This is a genomic window from Massilia sp. LXY-5 (assembly GCF_059801075.1).
Genome location: NZ_JBNNEH010000003.1, coordinates 38777 through 61191, shown reverse-complemented (window position 1 = coordinate 61191; position 22415 = coordinate 38777). Strand labels below are relative to the sequence as shown.

At 66.3% G+C, this 22415-nt stretch carries 21 protein-coding genes; 11 read left to right on the top strand and 10 right to left on the bottom strand.

What is annotated here, in order from left to right:
- Nucleotides 1-80: 80 nt before the first annotated feature.
- On the top strand, nucleotides 81-623 hold the full coding sequence (gene def / locus ACI48I_RS09270; RefSeq protein WP_193687175.1) for a peptide deformylase: 543 nt from the start codon (nucleotides 81-83) through the stop codon (nucleotides 621-623).
- 19 nt (nucleotides 624-642) lie between these two features.
- Entirely contained in the window at nucleotides 643-1590 is a 948-nt protein-coding gene (gene fmt / locus ACI48I_RS09265) for a methionyl-tRNA formyltransferase (RefSeq protein WP_193687176.1), read from the top strand.
- A gap of 70 nt (nucleotides 1591-1660) precedes the next feature.
- Here fmt and ACI48I_RS09260 read toward each other — a convergent pair whose 3' ends face one another.
- The gene (locus ACI48I_RS09260) at nucleotides 1661-1891 is read right to left on the bottom strand and encodes a BrnA antitoxin family protein (RefSeq protein ID WP_193687177.1); all 231 of its coding nucleotides are present in this window, start codon (nucleotides 1889-1891) and stop codon (nucleotides 1661-1663) included.
- A gap of 261 nt (nucleotides 1892-2152) precedes the next feature.
- Here ACI48I_RS09260 and metH point away from each other — a divergent pair, with 261 nt between their 5' ends.
- Nucleotides 2153-5932 (top strand): methionine synthase, encoded by a 3780-nt coding sequence (gene metH, locus ACI48I_RS09255; protein ID WP_498574000.1) that lies wholly within the window; start codon nucleotides 2153-2155, stop codon nucleotides 5930-5932.
- A gap of 104 nt (nucleotides 5933-6036) precedes the next feature.
- A complete protein-coding gene (locus ACI48I_RS09250) occupies nucleotides 6037-6402 on the top strand; it encodes an SPW repeat protein (RefSeq protein WP_193687179.1) in 366 nt (121 codons plus the stop codon).
- Nucleotides 6403-6511: 109 nt separating this feature from the next.
- Here the strand turns inward: ACI48I_RS09250 and ACI48I_RS09245 are convergent, their stop codons facing one another.
- The 8 genes from ACI48I_RS09245 to rsmB form a co-directional block, all read right to left on the bottom strand.
- Nucleotides 6512-7786, bottom strand: coding sequence for an EAL and HDOD domain-containing protein (locus ACI48I_RS09245; protein ID WP_498573999.1), 1275 nt, complete (start codon nucleotides 7784-7786; stop codon nucleotides 6512-6514).
- A gap of 123 nt (nucleotides 7787-7909) precedes the next feature.
- Complete coding sequence (locus ACI48I_RS09240) at nucleotides 7910-8683, bottom strand: class II glutamine amidotransferase (RefSeq protein WP_193687181.1); 774 nt, start codon at nucleotides 8681-8683, stop codon at nucleotides 7910-7912.
- A gap of 132 nt (nucleotides 8684-8815) precedes the next feature.
- Nucleotides 8816-9073: a BTH_I0359 family protein gene (locus tag ACI48I_RS09235; protein ID WP_193687182.1), complete on the bottom strand. Its 258-nt coding sequence runs from the start codon at nucleotides 9071-9073 to the stop codon at nucleotides 8816-8818.
- A gap of 94 nt (nucleotides 9074-9167) precedes the next feature.
- Nucleotides 9168-9428, bottom strand: a complete 261-nt coding sequence (locus ACI48I_RS09230) for a hypothetical protein (protein ID WP_498573998.1) — start codon at nucleotides 9426-9428, stop codon at nucleotides 9168-9170.
- A gap of 191 nt (nucleotides 9429-9619) precedes the next feature.
- Nucleotides 9620-10342: a response regulator gene (locus ACI48I_RS09225; protein ID WP_193687183.1), complete on the bottom strand. Its 723-nt coding sequence runs from the start codon at nucleotides 10340-10342 to the stop codon at nucleotides 9620-9622.
- A 73-nt stretch (nucleotides 10343-10415) separates the two neighbouring features.
- The gene (locus ACI48I_RS09220) at nucleotides 10416-12725 is read right to left on the bottom strand and encodes a sensor histidine kinase (RefSeq protein WP_498573997.1); all 2310 of its coding nucleotides are present in this window, start codon (nucleotides 12723-12725) and stop codon (nucleotides 10416-10418) included.
- A gap of 3 nt (nucleotides 12726-12728) precedes the next feature.
- Nucleotides 12729-13292: a DUF4390 domain-containing protein gene (locus ACI48I_RS09215; protein ID WP_193687185.1), complete on the bottom strand. Its 564-nt coding sequence runs from the start codon at nucleotides 13290-13292 to the stop codon at nucleotides 12729-12731.
- Nucleotides 13293-13336: 44 nt separating this feature from the next.
- Nucleotides 13337-14872, bottom strand: coding sequence for a 16S rRNA (cytosine(967)-C(5))-methyltransferase RsmB (gene rsmB / locus ACI48I_RS09210; protein ID WP_498573996.1), 1536 nt, complete (start codon nucleotides 14870-14872; stop codon nucleotides 13337-13339).
- Nucleotides 14873-15096: 224 nt separating this feature from the next.
- Here rsmB and argS point away from each other — a divergent pair, with 224 nt between their 5' ends.
- From argS to ACI48I_RS09175, 7 genes are read left to right on the top strand one after another with little or no spacing between them, the layout of a single operon-like run.
- Nucleotides 15097-16860 carry an arginine--tRNA ligase gene (gene argS / locus ACI48I_RS09205; protein ID WP_193687187.1) on the top strand — a complete coding sequence of 588 codons (1764 nt, stop codon included), beginning with the start codon at nucleotides 15097-15099 and terminating at the stop codon, nucleotides 16858-16860.
- 10 nt (nucleotides 16861-16870) lie between these two features.
- Nucleotides 16871-17605 (top strand): SPOR domain-containing protein, encoded by a 735-nt coding sequence (locus ACI48I_RS09200; RefSeq protein ID WP_193687188.1) that lies wholly within the window; start codon nucleotides 16871-16873, stop codon nucleotides 17603-17605.
- A 13-nt stretch (nucleotides 17606-17618) separates the two neighbouring features.
- A complete protein-coding gene (locus ACI48I_RS09195; protein ID WP_193687189.1) occupies nucleotides 17619-18308 on the top strand; it encodes a thiol:disulfide interchange protein DsbA/DsbL in 690 nt (229 codons plus the stop codon).
- The gene (locus tag ACI48I_RS09190; protein ID WP_193687190.1) at nucleotides 18305-19096 is read left to right on the top strand and encodes an SDR family oxidoreductase; all 792 of its coding nucleotides are present in this window, start codon (nucleotides 18305-18307) and stop codon (nucleotides 19094-19096) included. The genes ACI48I_RS09195 and ACI48I_RS09190 overlap by 4 nt, the downstream gene beginning before the upstream one ends.
- A complete protein-coding gene (locus ACI48I_RS09185; RefSeq protein WP_193687191.1) occupies nucleotides 19093-19878 on the top strand; it encodes a biotin--[acetyl-CoA-carboxylase] ligase in 786 nt (261 codons plus the stop codon). The genes ACI48I_RS09190 and ACI48I_RS09185 overlap by 4 nt, the downstream gene beginning before the upstream one ends.
- On the top strand, nucleotides 19879-20628 hold the full coding sequence (locus ACI48I_RS09180) for a type III pantothenate kinase (RefSeq protein WP_498573995.1): 750 nt from the start codon (nucleotides 19879-19881) through the stop codon (nucleotides 20626-20628).
- The gene (locus ACI48I_RS09175) at nucleotides 20622-21356 is read left to right on the top strand and encodes an SPOR domain-containing protein (RefSeq protein ID WP_498573994.1); all 735 of its coding nucleotides are present in this window, start codon (nucleotides 20622-20624) and stop codon (nucleotides 21354-21356) included. The genes ACI48I_RS09180 and ACI48I_RS09175 overlap by 7 nt, the downstream gene beginning before the upstream one ends.
- A 61-nt stretch (nucleotides 21357-21417) precedes the next feature.
- Here ACI48I_RS09175 and ACI48I_RS09170 read toward each other — a convergent pair whose 3' ends face one another.
- Complete coding sequence (locus ACI48I_RS09170; protein WP_193687194.1) at nucleotides 21418-22401, bottom strand: septal ring lytic transglycosylase RlpA family protein; 984 nt, start codon at nucleotides 22399-22401, stop codon at nucleotides 21418-21420.
- Between the last annotated feature and the right edge of the window lie 14 nt (nucleotides 22402-22415).

Here is a 22415-nt window from a genome sequence, read left to right as displayed (position 1 = left end):
GATGTGTTGCATTCCTGCTCTGCGCCCCGCTCTGCCGACCTCCACCATTATCCTTATATAAAATTACTTAACTCCCTGATATGGCCCTCCTGAAAATCCTGCGCTATCCCGATCCACGTCTGCACAAGGTCGCCGCGCCTGTCACCGAATTCGGCGAGCGCCTGGCCAAGCTGGTGGCCGACATGGCCGAGACCATGTACGACGCCCCCGGCGTCGGCCTGGCCGCGACCCAGGTCGACGTGCACGAGCGCGTGGTCGTGATCGACACCACCGAGACGCACGACGAACTGCGCGTGTTCGTCAATCCGGAAATCATCTGGGCCAGCGAGGAAAAGCAGGTCTACGACGAAGGCTGCCTGTCGGTGCCGGGCATCTATGACGGCGTCGAGCGCCCGTCGCAGGTCAAGGTACGCGCCCAGGATGCGAAAGGCGAGTTCTTCGAGCTCGATTGCGACGGCCTGCTGGCCGTCTGCATCCAGCACGAGATGGATCACCTGATGGGCAAGGTGTTCGTGGAATACCTGTCGCCTTTGAAACGTAACCGCATCAAGGCCAAGCTGCAGAAGGAAGAGCGCGGCATGGAACGCGAGGCGGCTCTCAAAGCTGCCGGCCGCCGCTACTAAGTTGATGACGAGCGCGCGGATGAAAGTCGTCTTTGCCGGCACCCCGGAGTTTGCCGCCTGCGCCCTGCGCGCCCTGATCGATGCCGGTTTCGAGATCCCCCTCGTGCTGACCCAGCCCGACCGCCCGGCCGGGCGCGGCATGCAGTTGCAGGCATCGAGCGTGAAACAGGTCGCGCTGGAACACGGTATCGAGGTGCTGCAGCCCTTGTCGCTGCGTACCGACGCCAAAGATCCGCAGCGCGCTGAAGAGGCAGCTGCGGCCCACGCGCGTTTGCTGTCGCTCGACTACGACGTGATGGTGGTCGCGGCCTATGGCCTGATCCTGCCGCGCAGCACGCTCGACATCGCCCCCTGCATCAACATCCACGGTTCCCTGCTGCCGCGCTGGCGCGGCGCCGCGCCGATCCACCGCGCGATCGAAAGCGGAGATGTCGAGACCGGCGTGACGATCATGGGCATGGAAGAAGGCCTCGACACGGGTCCGATGATGCTGATCGAACGCGTCGCCATCGACGACGCCGACACCACCGGCACCCTGCACGACAAGCTGGCCGCGCTCGGCGCCACGATGATCGTCGAGGCGCTGCGCCTTTTGTCCCGCGGCGAACTGCCGGCCACACCGCAGCCGGAAGAAGGCGTGACCTATGCGGCCAAGATCAGCAAGGACGAAGCGAAGCTCGATTTCGGTTTGCCTGCCGTCGACCTCTGGCGCAAGGTGCGCGCCTTCAATCCCTTCCCCGGCGCGCAAGGCAGCGTGAACGGGACGGCGGTCAAGATCTGGAACGCGGAGCCGGCGCAAGGAAGGGGAGAACCGGGGCAGGTGTTATCGGCCGATGCGGCAGGCATTGTGGTGGCCTGCGGCGACGGTGCGCTGCGCCTGCTGCAGTTGCAGAAACCGGGCGGCAAGCGCCTGGCGGCTGGGGAATTCCTCAAAAGCTTTCCGCTGCAGGGGTTGAAGTTCGAATAACCCCGACGAAAAACCCCGGCCACAAACGAAAACGCGCCCACCCGGGCGCGTTGCAAGGACTCAGCCTTGTTTAATGACCGTCCGACTCCGCGGCGCGTTGGGCATCCATATGCTCACGCAGGACCTGGTTGATACGGGTCTGGTAACCTGGACCGGCTGCCTTGAACCACTCCAGCATGTCGACATCCAGGCGGATCGTCACGATCTGCTTTGCGCCACCCGGCGCTGCTTTCGGCTCTGCGGCAACCACGTGGCTGTGCAGCGAAGTCTGGTCCCAATCGGGTTCGTACTCTTTGTTCATGCTATCCATCCCTGTTAATACGTGCCATGTTTCTCATGGCCAGTATTTATATTGTCGTCCCTGTATGTATCCACAACATTGCGAAACGCCCGGGTTTTGTAACGTCATGTAACAATCGGATGCATAAACACATAACGATACAATCTGCCCGAAGAGCGGCCTGCCCCGGCGGGCACGCACCGCATTGACGTATAATTTCAGACCGCCCCAACCGTGCAAGTGCGCCATTTCCCGTCTTGCACGCATCCCAGAAAGTGACCGATGACTGCCCCGACCACCACCCCATCCCCGATCGAAACCCAGCTGCGCGACATCCTCACGCGCCGCATCATGATCCTGGATGGCGCCATGGGCACCATCATCCAGCAGTACAAACTGGATGAAGCGGCCTACCGCGGCGGGCCGCAGGGCCGCTTCGCCGACTTCGCCGCGCCGCCAGAGGCCGGCACGCGCGAGCTGTTCGTGAAGGGTAACAACGAGCTGCTGACGCTGACCCAACCGCAGGTCATCCAGGAAATCCACGAGCGCTACCTCGCGGCCGGCGCCGACCTGATCGAAACGAATACCTTCGGCGCCACCAGCGTCGCCCAAGACGACTACCACATGGGCCACCTGGCCTATGAGATGAACCTCGAAGCCGCGAAACTGGCGCGCGCCGCCTGCGACAAATACAGCTCCGCCGACAAACCGCGTTTTGTCGCCGGCGCCCTCGGACCGACCCCGAAGACGGCGTCGATTTCTCCCGACGTCAACGATCCGGCGGCGCGCAACGTCACCTTCGATCAACTCGTCACCAGCTACCATGAGCAGGTGCGCGGCCTGGTCGACGGCGGCGTCGACGTGCTGCTGGTCGAGACCATCTTCGACACCCTGAACTGCAAGGCGGCGCTGTTCGCGATCGACCTGTATTTCGACGAGAACCCGACCATCGTGCGCAAGCCGATCATGATCTCGGGCACCGTCACCGACGCCTCGGGCCGCATCCTGTCGGGCCAGACCGTGCCCGCCTTCTGGAATTCGGTGCGCCACGCGAAACCGCTGACCATCGGCCTGAACTGCGCGCTGGGCGCGGCGCTGATGCGCCCCTACGCCGAAGAGCTGTCGCAGATCGCCGATACCTTTGTCTGCATCTACCCGAACGCCGGCCTGCCCAACCCGATGAGCGATACCGGCTTCGACGAACTGCCGGCCGACACCTCGGCCCTGCTGCGCGAATTCGCCGACGCCGGTTTCGTGAACATCGCCGGCGGCTGCTGCGGCACCACGCCCGAGCACATCGCGGCCATCTCCGAACTGTTATCGACGGCCAAGCCGCGCGCCGTGCCGGAAATCCCGACTGCACTGCGCCTGTCGGGCCTGGAGCCGTTCACGGTCGACGAATCCTCGCTGTTCGTGAACGTCGGCGAGCGTACCAACGTGACGGGCTCGAAGGCTTTTGCGCGCATGATCCTGAACGAGCAGTTCGACGAGGCGCTGTCCGTGGCGCGCCAGCAGGTCGAGAACGGCGCCCAGGTCATCGACATCAACATGGACGAAGCGATGCTGGACTCGCAGGCGGCCATGACGCGCTTCCTGAACCTGATCGCTTCCGAACCCGACATCTCGCGCGTGCCGATCATGATCGACTCGTCGAAGTGGTCCGTCATCGAAGCGGGCCTGAAGTGCGTGCAAGGTAAAGCCATCGTCAATTCGATCTCGATGAAGGAAGGCGAAGCGGAATTCATCCGCCAGGCAGCCCTGTGCCGCCGTTACGGCGCCGCCGTGATCGTGATGGCTTTCGATGAGCAGGGCCAGGCCGATACCTTCGAGCGCAAGATCGAGATCTGCGAACGCGCCTACAAGGTGCTGACCGAGCAGGTCGGCTTCCCGCCGGAAGACATCATCTTCGATCCGAACATTTTCGCGATCGCCACCGGCATCGAAGAGCACAACAACTACGCGGTCGATTTCATCAACGCCACGCGCTGGATCCGCCAGAACCTGCCGCATGCGAAGGTCTCGGGCGGCGTCTCGAACGTCTCGTTCAGCTTCCGCGGCAACGACCCGGCGCGCGAAGCGATCCACACCGTCTTCCTCTACCACGCGATCCAGGCCGGCATGACCATGGGTATCGTCAACGCCGGCATGGTCGGCGTCTACGATGACCTGCCGGCGGAGCTGCGCGAGCGCGTCGAAGACGTGGTGCTGAACCGCCGCGAAGACGCCACCGAGCGCATGATCGAGATCGCCGGCAGCCTGAAGGCCGGCGGCGGCAAGCAGGAACAGAACCTCGAATGGCGGAACGGCCCCGTTGAAAAACGCCTGGCGCACGCGCTGGTGCACGGCATCACCCAGTGGATCGTCGAAGACACCGAGGAAGCGCGCCAGGCCGTATTGAAGGCCGAGGGCCGCCCGATCCACGTGATCGAAGGCCCGCTGATGGACGGCATGAACATCGTCGGCGACCTCTTCGGCCAGGGCAAGATGTTCCTGCCGCAGGTCGTGAAATCGGCGCGCGTCATGAAGCAGGCCGTGGCCCACCTGATCCCCTTCATCGAAGAGGAAAAGGCGCGCGAAGAAGAACGTACTGGCATCGTCGCCAAACCAAAGGGCAAGATCGTGATCGCCACCGTCAAGGGCGACGTGCACGACATCGGCAAGAACATCGTCTCGGTGGTCCTGCAATGTAATAACTTCGAGATCGTGAACATGGGCGTGATGGTGCCCTGCTCCGACATCCTGGCCAAGGCCAAGGCGGAGAACGCGGATATCGTCGGCCTGTCGGGCCTGATCACGCCTTCGCTGGAAGAGATGGCCCACGTCGCGCGCGAGATGCAGCGCGACCCATGGTTCCGCGAGCGCGGCATTCCGCTCTTGATCGGCGGCGCCACCACCAGCCGCGCCCACACGGCGGTAAAAATCGCGCCGCATTACGATGGGCCGGTGGTGTATGTGCCGGACGCCTCGCGTTCGGTGTCGGTCGGCCAGTCGCTGCTGACGGAAGAGTCGCGCCACGCCTACATGGCCGAGATCAAGCTCGATTACGAGCGCATCCGCGAACAGCACGCCAACAAGAAGGCGCTGCCGATGCTCAGCCTCGTCGATGCGCGCGCCAACAAGGCGAAGCTCGACTTCGCGCCGGTGAAACCGAAATTCATCGGGCGCCGCGTCTTTAAAAACGTGGAGCTGTCGACGCTGGCGCGCTACATCGACTGGGGCCCGTTCTTCCAGACCTGGGACCTGGCCGGCCCCTTCCCTGCCATCCTGACCGACGAAGTGGTCGGCGAAGCGGCCTCGAAGGTGTTCGAGGAAGGCCAGGCGCTGCTCAAGAAAATCATCGAAGGGCGCTGGCTGACGGCGAATGGCGCGATCGCCCTGCTGCCGGCCAACAGCGTCAACGACGACGACATCGAGATCTACACGGACGAGACGCGCGAAAAGGTCGCCTTCACCTGGCACGGCCTGCGCCAGCAGGGTGTCAAACCCGTGGTCGACGGCGTGCAGCGCCCGAACCAGTGCCTGTCCGACTTCATCGCTCCCAAGGGCTCGGGCGTGGCCGACTACATCGGCATGTTCGCGGTGACGGCGGGTCTCGGCATCGAAAAATATGAACAGCGTTTCGAAGCCGCGCACGACGATTACTCGTCGATCATGCTCAAGGCCCTGGCCGACCGCCTGGCCGAAGCCTTCGCCGAATACCTGCACGAGCGCGTGCGCACCGACCTGTGGGGCTATGCGGCGAACGAGGACCTGAGCAATGCAGACCTGATCGGGGAAAAATACGTCGGCATCCGTCCGGCGCCGGGTTATCCGGCCTGCCCCGAGCACACGGTCAAGAAGGAGCTGTTCGAGACGCTGCAGGCCGAGGAAATCGGCATGCAGCTGACGGAATCCTACGCCATGTATCCAGGCGCGGCCGTGTCGGGCTTTTATCTGGCCCACCCGGAGTCGAAGTATTTCGTGGTCGGCAAGATCGGCGACGACCAGGTGCTCGACATGGCCCAGCGCCGCGGGATGGACAAGGCGGAAGTCGAACGCCACCTGGCGCCGAACCTGTCGTAACGCGCAGGGTGGGTCCCCGAGCCCACGCGCGTTACTGACCGAACTTCCTGACTCCAGTATTGTCTAAGTCACTGTGGGAACACACGTTCGCGAAGGAGACTGTCATGGCAATGCATCTCTCGACCCGGCGCTGGCAGGACCAGGGCATCCTGCTGCTCGGTGTCTGGCTCATCGTATCGCCCTGGGTGATGGCTTACCCGAGCGATTCCCCTCCGGCCATCAACGCATTCATCGCAGGCGCCATCATGGCGGCCCTGGCCGCCTTCGACCTGTACAAGACCTATGCCTGGGCGGTATTCCTGAACATCCTCGTCGGCGCCTGGGTGGCCGTTTCGCCCTGGCTGGTGGACGTCATGCCGAACCAGGCGATGAGCGCCAGCCTGCTGCTGGTGGGCGTGGCGACAGTCATACTCGGCCTGTGGGAGCTGCGCACCGACCCCGACCTGCATCAGCAGTGGGCCGGCACTTGACACTTCTCTCCTGTGAGCGTGTAAAAAGCTTCAGGGCAAGGCGCACCGTCGAAGACAGTACACAAGTACGGCGAGACGGTGCAACGCCGCCCTGGAGCTTTTTACGCGCTCACAGCGCGCTACGGACGACCTGGCCGCTCCATTCGAAAGCCGCCATTTCCAGCTCGACCAAGTCGTCGCCGCTGTCGGCCAGGACGCTCAAGGTCGGCAGCACGTCGGCGCCCTCTTCCATCTGCTCGAAGGATTCGGCCAGCCGCAGCAGCTCGCCGAAGAAGCCGCCGCGCTTGAGCAGCGCACTCGACACTTCGTCGCTCACCGGAATCTGTTCGACCAGGTCGGCCATCGGCACGCAGAACAGCGTGTCCATCAGCGACATGATGCCGACCGTGAAGGCCATGTCGGCGACATGGCGCTGGCCTGGGCGCAGGCGGCCGGCCAGCAGCTCCATCAGGCGCGCACGGGTACTGGCCAGCATCAGCAGCGGCGTCTGGGTATGGCCGTGGTTGCCCGGTTCGGCGTAGAGCATGATCTGCAGCCAGCGCTGCAGCTGGCGGCGGCCGACGATGATCAGTGCCTGGCTCAGCGAATCGATGCGCTGGCGCAGGCCGGCCGCGGGCGTGTTCACGATGCGCAGAAGGTTGACGGATAAGGTCACGTCGCGCTTGATGGCGCGTTCGATCTCGATATTGTCGGCGTCCGATACGACCAAGGACATCAGGTCGACAAGGGCCAGCTGCGAGGGCGAGAGTTTGCGCCCGGCGATCACCGACGGGCGGGCGAAATAAAAACCCTGGAAGTAGTCGAAGCCGAGGTCGAGGCAGGTTTTATACTCGGTCTGGCTCTCGACCTTTTCGGCGATCAGGCGCTTGCCCGTGCCACGCAGCCGTGGGACCAGGGACAGCATGCTCACCACCGGCATCGCGCGCAGGTTGACCTTGACGTAGTCCAGCAGGGGCAGCAGGCGCCCCAGGCGGCTGCCGTGGACGCTGGCTTCGGCGGCGAACCTGAAACCGTGGCCGCTGAGCTCGGCCAGGCGCCACAGCACCGGCTCCGTCGCTTCGACCGAGCCCACCAGTTCCAGCACGGTGCGCTCGCGCGGCAGGAAGGCGAAGATATCGCTCATCAACACTTCGGTGTCGACGTTCAGGAAGGCGGTCGCGTCGCCCACGGCGCGCGGCAGGCCGAGCTGGGCCGCGTGGGCCAGCACGCCGGCCGTGGCCGCCAGATCGGTATCGATCTCGGCGCTGTTGGCGGGGGTGGTGCGGAACAGGAGTTCGTAAGCAAACAGGGCCTGGTTGCGGTCGAGCATCGGCTGGCGCGCAAGATAGAAATTACGCAGCTGCAAAGGCTGGGATGCCTGGTCAAGGCTGGCGGTATCGGTCATCGCGGTCCCGTGGTCACGTTCAAGCTGCCCACTCTACCCGATTCTCAGCAATTAGTGGATTTCCGGCATCATTTTTCGTAAAAACCGATGTCGAAACGCTAAAACAGGCAGCAAAACGTCTGATCAGGCGACAGGAACCGGGCTGCCGTCGATAAAGACGAGCAGCTCGCCGGGTGCGAATGCAGTCCAGGTTTCGTTGGTGGTCAGCGGTTCGGTGACGATGATCGCGACCCGGTCGTTCGGCGTGGTGACCTGGGAAAAATCAACCGACAGGTCTTCGTCGGACAGGCGCGCCGTCACGAACGGGTACTGGCGCACGACGTAGCTGAGCTTGGTCGAGCAGTGGGCGAACAGGGCCGTGCCGTCGGAGAGCATCATGTTGAAGGTGCCGAAATCCGAAATCTGGCGTACGAGTTCGCCGAGTGCCGCGCGCAGGGCCGGCAATGCGGGCGGCGTGTCGCCGAAGCGGCGCCGCAATTCCTGCAACAGGAAGCAGAAGGCATGTTCGCTGTCGGTGCTGCCGACCGGGCGGAAGGCGCCGTCGAGCTGCGGCGTGAACTCCTTCAGGTCGCCGTTATGGGCGAATACCCAGTAACGGCCCCACAGTTCGCGGACGAACGGATGGCAGTTCTCGAGCGCCACATGGCCTTGCGTGGCCTTGCGGATGTGGGCGATGACATTCGTCGACTTGATCGGATAGCGTTTGATCAGCTCGGCGATCGGCGAGGCGATCGCGGCCTGGTGGTCGACGAAATGGCGCACGCCGGCGCCCTCGAAGAAGGCAATGCCCCAGCCGTCGTGATGGGTGTCGGTGCGGCCGCCGCGATGGGCGAAACCGGTGAAGGAAAATACAATGTCGGTAGGGACATTGCAGTTCATTGCGAGGAGTTGGCACATGGTGAAGAGCTTACCATGGCGCGGGCGCTGCGAGGCGCAGGGCGAACGCGGCACCGGCGATGGCCGGCGCCTGCATCCCGTTGTGTCCCTGGCCGTCTGTGGGGTGGTCCTCCAGCCTTGCGGTGACGCTGCTTAGTGCAGCACGACCGGCTGGTTCATCATCGTGTCGTACGAGCCGAGGAAATCGTCGATTTCCTCCATGGTCGGCTCGCTTGCGATGAGGTTGTTGACGTCGCGGCGGAACGATTGTGCCAGTTTGCCGCCGATGAACGCTTCGCGACGGCCGGCCTTGTCGACGATCTCGTAGCCGCCGAAGCGCAGGGCTTCGAGCTCGCGATCGACGCCAAATTCGACGACGCTGTACTGTTCGCTGTTATAGATCATGTTCATGATGACTCCTTCTCTCGATCAGAGGTTTCCGACTACCCGGCGGCGGATAACCGGAGTTGACTTCAGTGAAGAGGTGGGGCTCGCCCAACCAATTTCAAGAGTGCAGGTCGGGCGTGAGGGCCAACAGCTGATCGTATGGTGCGCTGCTTAACCATGATCGCAACTGATCCAGATGCGCACTGGCGGCGACGCCGATGAACAGGCGCGCCGGCCGCTGGCGCAGCAGACGATTTAATGTAACACGCATGACGAGATTTCCCGCGCAGCACAGGCAACCGGGTGCGATGCGCGAAATCAGGAGTTTTTCAGAATCTTGCAGTACCGGATTTCCGTCGGAAAGGCCTTCCAGGATCACGGCGACCCCATCGCTACGGGGCGTAGAAGGGTCTTCGATGGCGTGCGCGATGGCCGCCTCGCGCGCTGCCGCGCTGGGGCCCGTGACGAGCACCGTAGGAATTGGATGACGTAAAGAAGAGCCGGATGAGAAGGGGCCATCCGTCCGGGAGCCGTCCCTCCGGGGGACGGCCGGCCGGCCGCCGTTTTCGCTCATCCGCCCCGCTTGCCGAGCTTGCCCGGTTCGACGCCGAGCTGCTTCAGTTTGCGGTACAGGTGGGTGCGCTCGAGGCCGGTCTTTTCGGCCACGCGCGTCATGCTGCCGCCTTCGCGGCCCAGGTGGTGTTCGAAATACATCCGTTCGAATGCGTCGCGCGCCTCGCGCAGCGGCAGGTCGAACGAGAGCGTATACCCTTGGGTTTCGCCATGGCCGATCACACCCACGCGCGCGCCGTTCAACGGCGCGGGCGCCGGCTGGGCGGCGAACATCGGATTGCTGACGGGCGGCGCTTCGACGACCGGCGCCGGCATGCTCGGGCGCGGTGGCGGCACCGGGGCGCGCGCCACTTCCTGGGCACGGGTCAGGCCTTGCTGCACGGCTTTCAGCAGCTTTTGCAGGGCGATCGGTTTTTCCAGGAAATTCAGGGCGCCGATGCGCGTGGCCTCGACGGCGGTATCGATGGTGGCGTGACCCGACATCATGATGACCGGCATGGTCAGCAAGCCGTCGCGCTGCCATTCCTTGAGCAGCGTGACGCCGTCGGTATCGGGCATCCAGATGTCGAGCAGGACCAGGTCGGGCGCGCCGGCGGCACGCGCCTCGCGCGCCTGCTGCGCATTTTCGGCCAGCGTGATTGCGTGGCCTTCGTCTCCCAGGATTTCCGAGAGCAGCTCGCGGATGCCCATTTCATCATCAACTACGAGTATATTCGCCATCGTTTTCCTTCCGTCTCCGCCCGACTCAGTTGTGATATTCAGTCTCGATTCCAGCCGTGATTCTATGCCCGTTTTACGCTTCGGCCAAGTTCGCCTCTTGTGCTAACTTTAACAGCAAAATGGATACCGACGCGCCACTTCCGTCTGGACGGTTCTGAACATCAATGCGGCCACCGTGCTCGTCGATGATCTTTTTCACCATCGGCAGGCCGAGGCCCGTGCCGCGCGCCTTCGAGGTCACATACGGCTCGAAGGCGCGCGCCAGAATCTTCGGTGCAAAGCCGGGACCGTTATCGAGGATCGCCAGGCGCACCGCCTCGCCCGCCGTGCCGTCCGCGCCGGTGTAGCGGATGATCTCGGTGGCGACGTCGATGCGCGGTTCGCGCGCATTCGATTCCCGATCTCCCAGCGCATCCTGGGCGTTCTGCAGCAGGTTGTGGATCACCTGGCGCAATTGCGTCGGGTCGCCCATCACGCGCGGCAGGTTCGGCGCCAGCGTGGCGTGGATGACGTCCGACGCATCCTCGGCCAGGTACAGGGTCAGGATTTCCTCGATCAGCGCGTTCAGGTCGAGCGGTTCGAGCACCGCCGGCGGCGTGCGCGCATAGTCGCGGAAGTCGTCGACCATGCGCTTCATGGCGTCGACCTGGTTGACGATGGTGGTCGTGGCGCGCGCCAGCAGGGCCGCGTCCGCCGCGTCCAGTTTGTCTTCCAGTTTCATCTGCAGGCGTTCGGCCGACAACTGGATCGGCGTCAGCGGGTTCTTGATTTCGTGGGCCAGGCGGCGCGCCACCTCTCCCCAGGCGACCGAGCGCTGGGCGGAGATCACGTCGGAGATATCGTCGAACACGACGATGAAGCCGCTGCCCACGCCCACCGGCAGGCGCGAGCCGCGCGCCAGCAAGGTGGTGTCGTGATCCTCTCCGGGAGCGCGGCGCGGGATCTCGATTTCCTGCTGCCAGTGGGTGCGCTGGCGCGCGGTGCCGGCGGCCGACTGCGCGCTTTGCGTCGAGAACGCACGCGTGACGGCGGCGGCGAAATGTTCCAGGCCCTCGATCCTGGACAGCGGCCCGTTCAGGTGGCACTGCTCCATCTGCAGGATGCGGCAGGCGGCCTCGTTCGAATTGACCACGGTCCCCTCGGCGTCGAGCACCAGCACGCCGGCCGACATGTTCGCCAGCACCGATTCGAGGTGGGCCTTGGCGCTTTGCAGGGCCGCGCGGTTGCGCTCGACGGCGCTTCTCGCTTCGAACAGCTGGCCGGTCATGGCGTTGAAGGATTGGGTCAGCGTACCGAGTTCGTCGTTCGTCTCGACGATCGGGCGCGGCGACAGGTCGCCCTCGGCCACCGCCTGCGTGCCCTCGGCCAGCACCAGCAGCGGCTGGGCCAGGTTCCCGGCGATCAGCACGGCGCTGCCGATGGCCCCGAAGATCGCCAGCAGCAGGGTCAATGTCAGCGTCTCGACATACATCCGGCGCAGGGCCTCGCGCGCCCACGAGCGCTGCTGGTATTCGGAGAAGGCGCTGCGCAGCACCTCGGCATTCGAGGCCAGGTTGACGGGTACCGCCTGCATCAGCTGCAGGTAGCGCGGCGCGGCGCCCGGCGGCTCGGGCACGGCCAGCACCGCGCGCAGGCGCAGGCTGGTGGCGGCATCGAGGGCGGTCGAGCCGCCGTTGGTGCCGTTCGCGCCGTTGGCGCCGCTGGTATTGTCGCGGAAGTCGAGTTCGATCCCGCCCTCGGCCCGCGCGTAACCGCCCGGCATGGCGGCCTGGCGCACCATCTGCGCGTTCGGCAGGTCGGCCGTGAGGTCGGCACGCCGGTCCCGGCTGGCGCTGGCGACCAGCTTGCCGTTGGCGTCGAGCAGGAGCGCGCTTTGCATGCCCTCGGTATCGGACACCAGCTGCGCCAGGGTCATCTGGGCGCCGCCGTCGTCCTGGCCGGACAGGGTTGCGGCGACCGTCTGCCCCTTTGCCGAGAGCTCCGTCTGCGCCTCCTCGAGCGCCGCGTGGCCCAGGTTCAGGCCGGACTGCAGCGCGGCCTCGATCTTGACGTCGAACCAGGAGTCGATCGAATGCGAGACGAACTGCACCGACACCATGAAGATGACCAGGCCCGGCAGGATGCCGATACCGGCAAACAGCAGGACCAGCCTCGCCATCAGGCGCGAGCCGAAGCGTCCGGCCTTGTAGCGCGAATACAGGCGCCCGAGGGCGACCACGACCAGGATCAGCAGCAGGAAGGCGACCGTCGCGTTCAGCCCCAGCAGCCAGACATAGTAGCGGTCGAAGAAGGCGGAGTTGTCTGAGACCGAGGCAAGCAGGAACAGCAGGATCGAAACGACCGCCCCGCCGACTACCAGCGCATAGCGCATGGCCTGGTTCACGCCTTACTCCGCACGGTAATTGAAGGTCTTCCGGTTCGAGGCGAGGTGCCAGTCGGAGTTGCCGAACGCGTTGACCTGCAGCGGCTTTTGCAGCAGGTCGCGGTTCATGTACATGCGCAGGCTGACTTCATAGGTCTCGCCGGGTTTCAGCGCGTTTTTCGGGGCAATCAGCCAGCGCCCGGGACGGCGGATCTGGAACATCGCCTCGTCCAGGGTCTGGTAGGTTTGCTGGACGCTGCCGCCCATCGACACATAATACTGCCGCAGCAGCACGTCGTAGGAGATGCTGACCGTGCGTTTCGACGACACGGCGCGGTCGTCGCGCCACCACCAGCGCGGGCGCGTCAGCTCGATCTCGGTCGTGAAATACAGTTTGACGCCGTGCTGCAGGGCGTCTTCCAGATCGTGGTTCAGCTCGAATGAATAGTTGGCCCCCAGCCGGTAGCCTTCGTCGGTTGCCTCGATTTTCGCCAGCGTGATGTCGATCCCGTCGGCCGCCTGCGCCGTAGCGCACGCGAAAGCCAGCAGCAGCTGGCAGGCGAGGAGGCGGAAAAATCGTAAAGTCACAGAGGGCCGGAACCTAAATAAATTGAGCGGATTGTGCAGGAAGCTTACGCCGCTCTCTTATGGAACAAGGCGTAGAACAATCCGTCATGATCGAGCCCGGCGCCGCTCGCGGGGAGCAGCTGCCCTGGCGCATCGAGGCGGACAGCATCCGTGTGGCGCGCCGCGAACGCGGCCGCCTGCGCCTCCGATTCCTGGGGCCAGAGCGAACATGTCACAAACAGCAATTTACCATCGGCCCGCAGCATCTGCCAAAGATTGTCGAGTATCTCCCCGGAAAGTGTTGTAAGTTGGCGCGTGTCGGTCTTGCGGCGCAGCCAGCGAATGTCCGGGTGGCGGCGCACGATGCCGGAGGCCGTGCACGGCACGTCGGCCAGGATGCGGTCGAACGCTTGCCCATCCCACCAGTCCTTGCTCTGCGCTTCGGCCGCCACCAGCGTGGCCGACAGGCCGAGCCGGCCCAGGTTGTCGCCCACGCGCGCCAGGCGCTGCGGATCGGCATCGACCGCGGTCAGCTCGACGTTCGCCAACTCCAGGATGTGCCCGCTCTTGCCGCCCGGCGCCGCGCAGGCGTCGAGCACGCGCATGCCGTCCTCCAGCCCCAGCAGCGGCGCGGCCAGCTGGGCGCCGGCGTCCTGTACCGACACCAGGCCATCGTGGAAACCCGGGATCTGCGACACGTTGGTCGCCTGCTTCAGGCGCAGGGCGGCCGGGCCGACCTGGTCGGCTTCGAGCCCCGCCTGTTCCAGCTGGCGCAGGTAGTCCTCGAGCGAGATCTTGCGGGTATTGACGCGCAGGGTCAGCGGCGGATGACGGTTGCCGGCCGCAAGGATCGCTTCCCAGTCGCGCGGATAGGCCGCCTTCGTGGCGTCGATCCACCACTGCGGGTAGTTCCACTGCGCCAGCGCTTGTTTCAATGCGGTTGCAACCAGCTCCTCGCGCTCGCGCAGGAAACGGCGCAATACCGCGTTCACCATCGCCTTGGCGTGGGCCATATCGGGGTGGTTGCCCGCGGCCGTGACCGCCTGGTCCACGATCGTGAACGGCTCATAGGCGGGCGCTTCGCCCGCGGGCGGGTCGAGCAGGACCAGCGCGCACTGGATCAGGCCGACCAGCATCGGGACGTCCGGCGCCTTGGTCGTCATCAAGCCAAGCAGGGTTTCCGCCCGTCCGAGACCGCGCATCGTGCGGTAGGCCAGGTCCTGAATCGCGCCGCGGCCTTGCGGCGTGGCGCCGAAGGCGGCAAACACGTTCGACAAGGCCTGCGGCAGCGCGGTGCCGCCCCGCACCTGGGCCACGGCGCTCGCGGCACCCAGCAGCGCCAGGGCCAGCGAGTCGCCCGGCAGGTCCGGCCGGTACGCCTGCTGGAACTGGGGTTTTACCTCGTAGCTCGGGCGCGGGGCGGGCGTCGGGGCCGCTGCGGGCTTGTTCGGGGCCGCCGCCGGCTTGGCGTCAAGCTTGCGCTCAGGCTTGGCCGCAGGCTTCGGCCGGGCATACTGCGCGGCCGGATTGCCGGCCGGCTTGGTTGGCCTGGCGCTGGCGGCCTTGGGCTTGATGGTGAGCGTCGGGCGCTTGTCGGTCATGATGGCGGGGTCAATACGGGAAAGACCCGCATTGTACCGGCTCCGCCTTTGGCCGCGCTTAAACAGTGGACTGCGCGGTGGACTGCGCGGTGGACTGCGCAGTGGGCTGGGCAGCAAGCAGGGCGGCGGCGGCCGTATTCGGCGCTGCAGCAAACCAGTATAATGAATGAACCCTTGTTTGCCGTGGCCGCGCCACCGCATTATCGAACCAACACATACCATCCATGCTCGCCCAACAAAAACAACAGATCGTTGCCCTCTTCCAGGCCGCCCTTGCGCCGATCATCGAAGGCACCGACCTGACTCCCAACGTCGTCCTGGAACGCCCGCGCGATCCAAGCCATGGCGACGTCGCCTGCAATATCGCCATGCAGCTGGCCAAGCCCCTGAAGACCAATCCGCGCGAACTGGCCACGCGCCTGGTCGCCGCCCTGCTCGCCGATCCGGACGCCGCCGGCCTGGTCGAAGCAGCTGACGTCGCAGGACCGGGCTTCATCAACCTGCGCGTCGCCGCCGGCGCCAAGCAGTCGGTGGTGCGCACCATCCTCGAGCAGGGCGCAGCCTTCGGGCGCGGCACCTCGGGCGAGGGCCACCACGCGATCATCGAATTCGTCTCGGCCAACCCGACCGGCCCGCTGCACGTCGGCCACGGCCGCCAGGCGGCGCTGGGCGACGCCCTGTCGTCCCTGTTCGAAGCGCAAGGCCACCAGGTCACCCGCGAGTTCTACTACAACGACGCCGGCGTGCAGATCGCCACGCTGGCGAACTCGGTGCAGGCGCGCGCACGCGGCTTCAAGCCGGGCGACGCCGAGTGGCCGGAGTCGGCCTACAACGGCGACTATATCCAGGACATCGCGAACGACTTCCTGGCGGGTAAAACCGTCTCCGCCAGCGATGGCGAACCGGCCACCGCCAGCGGCAACGCCGACGATATCGAATCGATCCGCCGCTTCGCGGTGGCCTACCTGCGCAACGAGCAGGACCAGGATCTGCAAGCTTTCGGTGTCAAGTTCGACAATTACTATCTCGAGTCCTCGCTGTACGCTGACGGCAAGGTGGAACAGGCCGTCCAAAGCCTGGTCGACGCCGGCGTCACCTACGAGCAGGACGGCGCCCTGTGGCTCAAGACCACGGAGTATGGCGACGACAAGGACCGCGTGATGCGCAAGTCCGACGGCACCTACACGTATTTCGTACCGGACGTGGCCTACCACATCCAGAAGTTCCGCCGCGGTTTCGACCAGGCGATCAACATCCAGGGCAGCGACCACCACGGCACCATCGCCCGCGTGCGCGCCGGCCTGCAGGCGGTGAACATCGGCATCCCGCAGGGCTATCCCGACTACGTGTTGCACAAGATGGTCACCGTCATGAAGGACGGCGAAGAGGTGAAAATCTCGAAGCGGGCCGGTTCGTATGTGACCGTGCGCGACCTGATCGAATGGTCGGGCAACGGCGACATCACGCGCGGCCGCGACGCGGTGCGCTTCTTCCTCATCTCGCGCAAGGCCGACACCGAATTCGTGTTCGACGTCGACGTCGCCCTGAAAACCTCGGACGAGAACCCGGTGTATTACGTGCAGTATGCCCACGCGCGCATCTGCTCGGCGCTGGCCAACTGGGGCGGCGACGAAGCGGCGCTGGCGCAGGCCGACCTGTCGCAGCTGACCACCCCGCACGAAGCCGGCCTGCTGTCGAAACTGGCGGCCTATCCGGAAGTGCTGCAGCGCGCCCAGGCCGAGCTCGGCCCGCACCAGGTCGCGTTCTACCTGCGCGAACTGGCCGGCGAGCTGCACAGCTATTATTTCGCCCACAAATGGCTGCTCGACGACGACGAGACCCTGAAACTGGCACGCCTGGCGCTGGCGACGGCGACGCGCCAGGTGCTGCGCAACGGCCTGGCCCTGATCGGCGTCTCGGCGCCGAACAAGATGGAACGCGCTCCGGCCGAACCACAAGACGCATCACAAGCCGATCCACAAGCATAAGCAGGCAAACATGACCGCCACCCTTCGTTTCCCTTCCCGCCAGCGCGGCAGCACCCTGACCGGCATCATCATCGGCCTCATCATCGGGCTGGGTATCGCGGTGGCGGTCGCGCTGATGATCACCAAGGGCGCTTCGCCCTTCACCGACCGCTCGAACAAGATGGGCCGCCCGGCCGACCTCGAACCGAGCCAGGCGAACGACCCGAACAAGCCGCTCTACGGCAACCGCGACGCCGCGCGCGAAGCGGCGAAGCAGCTCGCCGAGCGTGAAGCGAAAAAGGCAGAAGCCGCAGCCGCCGCGCCGACACCGGCGCCGGCACCGGCGTCCAAGCCCGCGCATGCCGCCGCGACCGAGTCCGATCCGCTGGGCCAGGCGATCGCCGGCATGACCGCTGCCGCGGAATCGAAACCGGCGCCGCGCGCCGCTGCGCCCGCCCCTGCCGCGGCCCCTGCCGGCGCATCTGCCGCACCTTCTGCGGCACCCGCCGCGGCCGCCGGCGCCGACGACAAATACGTCTACTACCTGCAAGCCGGCGCCTTCCGCGAGATGTCGGACGCCGAGGCCACCCGCGCCAGGCTGGCCCTGCTCGGCTTCGAGGCCGCGATCAGCGACCGCGCCAGCGACAGCGGCACGCTGCACCGCGTCCGCCTGGGCCCGTTCAGCCAGGTCGAATCCGTGAACAAGGCACGTGCCAAGCTGCTCGACAGCGGCATCGATGTCGCGATCGTCCGTAATCAAAAGTAAAAGGAAAAACCCGATGCAAATGCTGCGCCGCCTGCTGTGTACCGCTGCCCTCCTGACCCTGAGCGGCGTCGTTGCCGCCGCCCCAGCTGCTCCGACTGCGCCGAAAGAAGGCGTCCAGTACCGGGTGCTGCCGCAGAAAATGGACACGCCGGCCGGCAAGCAGGTCGAGGTCATCGAGTTCTTCGCGTATTACTGCCCGCACTGCAACGTGTTCGAGCCGCTGCTCGCCGACTGGGTCAAAAAACAGGGCGACAACATCGTCTTCAAGCGCGTCCACGTGGCCGGCGGCGCGCGCGTGCTGCCGCAGCAGCGCCTGTTCTACGCGCTTGACGCGCTGGGCCTGGTCGGGCAGTACCACACCAAAGCCTTCGCCGCCATGCACCAGCAAGGCGCGCGCTTCGCGAACGACGAAGAGGTGATCGACTGGGCCGTGAAGTCCGGTATCGACCGCGCCCGCTTCGTGGACGCTTATAACGCCTTCGGCACCCAGGCCAAGGCACGCCGCGCCGCCGCCATGATGAACGAGTACCGGGTCGACCACTGGCCGATGGTCGCGATCGACGGCCGCTTCATCACCTCGCCGTCGATGGCGAATCCGGAAGGCTCTCCGGCGCAGACCGAAATCGAACAGCAGCAGGTGGCCCTGCAGGTGATGGACGCACTGGTGGAAAAAGCCAAAGCGGCCAAAGCGGACAAAAAATGACCGCGGCGGCTGGAGCCGACCGGGTCTTCATCACCGGCGCCTCGAGCGGCATCGGCGCGGCGCTGGCGCGCGACTATGCGGCCCGCGGCGCCACCCTCGGCCTGGTCGCACGGCGCGGCGACGCACTGGCCGCCCTGAGCGCTTCGCTCCCCCATCCCGAACGCCACCGCTGCTATGGGGTCGACGTGCTCGACCACGCCGCGCTGGCGGCAGCAGCCAGGGACTTCCTCGCGGCTGAGGGCGGCGCCGACATCGTCATCGCCTGTGCCGGCATTTCGCACGGCACCCTCACCGAACGGCCCGAGGACCTGCCGGTATTCGAGGCGGTGTTCGCCACCAACGTGACGGCGACGGTCGCCACCTTCTCCCCGTTTGTCGCAGCGATGAGGGCACAGGGCAGTCCCTGCCGCCTGGTCGCGATCGGCAGCGTGGCCGGCATACGCGGCATGCGCGGCGCCGGCGCCTACTGCGCCTCGAAAGCGGCGGTGCACACCTACTGCGAATCGCTGCGCCTCGAACTACACTCCTCGAACATCCGCGTGGTGACGATCGCGCCCGGCTATATCGATACTCCCATGACCCGCAACAACCGTTTTCCCATGCCCTTCCTGATGCCGGCCGAGCGCTTCGCCGCCGCTGCCGTCCGCGCGATCGCGCGCGGCGACAGCTACCGCGTGCTGCCCTGGCAGATGGGCGTGGCCGCCAAACTGCTGCGCGCGCTGCCGAACGGCGTCTTCGACCGTTTGTTTGCGCGCGCGCCCACCAAGCCGCGCAGGGAGGCCGCATGAACGCCGCCGCCATCATGGTCCTGTCGACAGCCGCGCAGTCGGATCCAGACCTGGCCGTGGAAGTGGTCGAAGAGACCGGCTCGACCAACGCCGACCTGCTGGCGCGCGCCGCGACCCTCGCCGCGCCCGTGCTGCTCGTCGCGCGCAACCAGACGGCCGGCCGCGGGCGTGCCGGCCGCAGCTGGCTGTCCTCGAGCGAAGGCTCGCTGACCTTCTCGCTGGCCTGGCGTTTCGAGGGCGGGCTGGCGCGCCTGACCGGTCTGCCGCTGGCGATCGGCGTGGCGCTGGCCGAGGCCCTGGAGCGCCTCGGCGTGCAGGTGGGCCTGAAATGGCCGAACGACGTGCTGCGCGACGGCGACAAGCTGGCCGGCATCCTGATCGAAACCCAGGCCGCACCCAGCGGCGGCGTCTGGGCCGTGATCGGCATCGGCCTGAACCTGGTCATGCCGGACGAACTCGAGGCCCAGATCGGACGCAGTGTCGCCTCCCTCCCCTGGCTGGCGCGGATGGACCGCGACGCGCTGCTGGCAGCCTTGCTCGACGGCCTGGCCGGCGCGCTGCGCGAATTCGAACGCGCGGGCTTCGGCGCGTTTGCCGCGCGCTGGAACCTGCGCCACGCCTGGCAGGGCGAGACCGTCACGGTGCTCGACCGCGGCACGGTACTGCATGAGGGCAGCGCCGCCGGTGTGGACGACGCCGGCCGCCTGCTGCTCGACACGCAGGAGGGCCGCATCGCGGTGCTGGCCGGCGACGTGTCGCTGCGCGTGAAAGGTGGTCAATAAATGCTGCTCCTGATCGATGCCGGGAATACCCGGGTGAAGTGGGCGCTGGCCGCGCCGGGTGCTGCGCCCGGCGAATGGATCGAGCTGGGCGCAGTGCTGCATGCCGACCTCGACGCCGCTGCCGCCGCCTGGCAAGGCCAGGGCGTGACGCGGGCGCTCGTATCGAACGTGGCCGGTGCCGCCTTGCGCGAGCGCCTCGCCGCCCTGCTGCTGCCGATCGAGACCGAATGGTTCGCCTCCAGCGCCGCACGCGCGGGCCTGGTCAACGGCTACCGCGAACCGGAACGCCTGGGCTGCGACCGCTTCGCCGCGGCGATAGGCGCACGGGCCCTGGCGCCGGACCAGCCGCTGGTGGTGGCCACCTGCGGTACGGCGACCACGGTCGACGCGGTGACGAGCGAGGGCCGTTTCGTCGGCGGCATGATCCTGCCCGGCCTGGCGTTGATGGCGGGCTCCCTGGCGAAAAACACGGCGCAGCTGCCGCAGGCTGCGCCGGGCGCCGCGCCGCCGCCGCAGTTTGCCGACAATACGAATGACGCCATCGTGTCCGGCTGCCTGTCGGCCCAGGCCGGCGCGATCGAACGCGCGGTTGCGGCGCATGCGGACGCACTCTGCATCCTGTCGGGTGGCGCCGCGCCCTATATCGCACCGGCACTCAAGTGCGCGTACCGGATGGCCGATAATATCGTGCTGGTCGGCCTGCACGCGGTGGCGCGGGCCGGGACATCCATGGAGGACGGGACTTGTTGAGATTCGTATTCTGGGCTTTGCTGTGCGCGAACGCGCTGCTGTTCGCCTGGGGCCACGGTTTCCTGGGCGGTGCCGAGCCTGAACAGCGCGAGCCGGCGCGCCTGCGCAACCAGCTCGCGGCCGACAAGCTGGTGCTGCTGACCAGCGCCCAGGCACAGGCGATCGCGCAGGCCGCCGCGCCCGCCGAGACGGCTGCTGAATCGAGTGCGGCGGCCGAGGTGCCGGCGAAGGCCGCGGCCCCTGCCGCCGCGCCGGCTGCGCCCGCCGTCGCCTGTGTCGAGACCGATGCCTTCCCGGCCTTCGAGGCGCGCCGCTTCGAGACGCGCCTGGCGCGGCTCGACCTGGGCGAGCGCCAGACGCGGCTGACGGTGCCGTTCCAGGAAGTGACGAGCCACCTGGTCTACCTGCCGCCCCAGGGCGGCAAGGAAGGCGCCGACCGCCGCACGGCGGAGCTGCGCGAACACGGCGTGACCAACTCCTTCGTGATGCAGGGCGACTCGCCTTTGAGGTGGGCGATCTCGCTCGGCGTCTTCAAGAGCGAGGCGGCGGCGCGCAGCGAAGCGGCGCGCCTGACGAAACTGGGGATTGCCAACGTGCGCATCCTGCCGCGCGGGCCGCAGTCGCAGCGGTTTGCGTACCGGTTCCGGGATATCGATGCGGAGATCCGCAACCGGATCGTCGAGGCCGGGCGCGGATTGCCGACAGCGGTTTTACACGTTTGCCGGTAATCGACGCTGACGTAGCGTGGGCGGGTCCCCCGCCCACGCGTTCAAGCGGCTCTCGCAGACCCTACCGCTTCACCACGATCGGCTTCAAGCCCAGCTCCGGCGGCAGCGCCCTGGCTGCCTGCTGCGCCTCGTCGCGCGTGCCGAACGGCCCGCCATATAAGCGGTGCACGGAACCAGCGGGGGTGACTTCGAGGCTGCCGAGGCCCGTGTCCGCCAGGCGCCGGCTCATCTCCTGCGCCTTGTCCGCACGGCTGTAGGCGCCGAGCTGCAGCCAGAACCCCGCCGGCGCGACTTTTACTGCTGCGGCGCTGTCCGACGTCATGCGGTCTTCGAGCATCAGCGCCGCGACGTCCGGCGGCGCCGGCGTCACGTCGAGCGCTTGCGCCTGCGAGGTGGCCTCGCGGCGCACGGTCGCCACGCGCGCCGGGTCGTTCGGGAACAGGCGCTCGATCTCGACTTCGTGGCTGCCCTTGCCCAGCAAGCCGAGCTTCAGCGCCGCCGTGTAGGAGACGTCGATGATGCGGCTGGCGTGGAAGGGGCCGCGGTCGTTGATGCGCACCACGACCGACTTGCCGGTGGCGATGCTGGTGACGCGCGCATAGGACGGGATCGGCAGCGTCGGATGCGCGGCCGTCATCTTGTACATGTCGTAGGGCTCGCCCGAGGAGGTGCGCTGGCCGTGGAATTTCACCCCGTACCAGCTGGCCACGCCGCGCTGGGTGAACGGCTCTTCGTGCAGGATCGGATTATAGGTCTGGCCGAACACGGAATACGGACGGTTCGCCCACTTGGCGTAGGGCTCGGCGCGCACGATGGCGTCCGGGACCAGCTCCAGGCCGGGCGGGATGTCGCGTCCCGGGCCGTCGTCCTTGTAGTAGCCGCCGCGGCCGGAGCCGGCCGCGGGCAAGGCGACGTCGCCATGGTGGCTTGTCACTTTATGCTGCCAAGGCAGCGGAATCAGGCTTTTGTGTTCGCCGGTGGATCCGCATCCGGTCATCAAGGCCGCGAGGGCGATGACCGCTGGGAGTAATCTCGGAGCGGTCATGCGCGCCTCCTCCT

Coding starts and splice junctions, on each gene's coding strand:
- def (WP_193687175.1), top strand. CDS start 81: ATGGCCCTCCTGAAAATCCTGCGCTATCCCGATCCACGTCTGCACAAG.
- fmt (WP_193687176.1), top strand. CDS start 643: ATGAAAGTCGTCTTTGCCGGCACCCCGGAGTTTGCCGCCTGCGCCCTG.
- ACI48I_RS09260 (WP_193687177.1), bottom strand. CDS start 1,891: ATGAACAAAGAGTACGAACCCGATTGGGACCAGACTTCGCTGCACAGC.
- metH (WP_498574000.1), top strand. CDS start 2,153: ATGACTGCCCCGACCACCACCCCATCCCCGATCGAAACCCAGCTGCGC.
- ACI48I_RS09250 (WP_193687179.1), top strand. CDS start 6,037: ATGGCAATGCATCTCTCGACCCGGCGCTGGCAGGACCAGGGCATCCTG.
- ACI48I_RS09245 (WP_498573999.1), bottom strand. CDS start 7,786: ATGACCGATACCGCCAGCCTTGACCAGGCATCCCAGCCTTTGCAGCTG.
- ACI48I_RS09240 (WP_193687181.1), bottom strand. CDS start 8,683: ATGTGCCAACTCCTCGCAATGAACTGCAATGTCCCTACCGACATTGTA.
- ACI48I_RS09235 (WP_193687182.1), bottom strand. CDS start 9,073: ATGAACATGATCTATAACAGCGAACAGTACAGCGTCGTCGAATTTGGC.
- ACI48I_RS09225 (WP_193687183.1), bottom strand. CDS start 10,342: ATGGCGAATATACTCGTAGTTGATGATGAAATGGGCATCCGCGAGCTG.
- rsmB (WP_498573996.1), bottom strand. CDS start 14,872: ATGACCGACAAGCGCCCGACGCTCACCATCAAGCCCAAGGCCGCCAGC.
- argS (WP_193687187.1), top strand. CDS start 15,097: ATGCTCGCCCAACAAAAACAACAGATCGTTGCCCTCTTCCAGGCCGCC.
- ACI48I_RS09200 (WP_193687188.1), top strand. CDS start 16,871: ATGACCGCCACCCTTCGTTTCCCTTCCCGCCAGCGCGGCAGCACCCTG.
- ACI48I_RS09195 (WP_193687189.1), top strand. CDS start 17,619: ATGCAAATGCTGCGCCGCCTGCTGTGTACCGCTGCCCTCCTGACCCTG.
- ACI48I_RS09190 (WP_193687190.1), top strand. CDS start 18,305: ATGACCGCGGCGGCTGGAGCCGACCGGGTCTTCATCACCGGCGCCTCG.
- ACI48I_RS09185 (WP_193687191.1), top strand. CDS start 19,093: ATGAACGCCGCCGCCATCATGGTCCTGTCGACAGCCGCGCAGTCGGAT.
- ACI48I_RS09180 (WP_498573995.1), top strand. CDS start 19,879: ATGCTGCTCCTGATCGATGCCGGGAATACCCGGGTGAAGTGGGCGCTG.
- ACI48I_RS09170 (WP_193687194.1), bottom strand. CDS start 22,401: ATGACCGCTCCGAGATTACTCCCAGCGGTCATCGCCCTCGCGGCCTTG.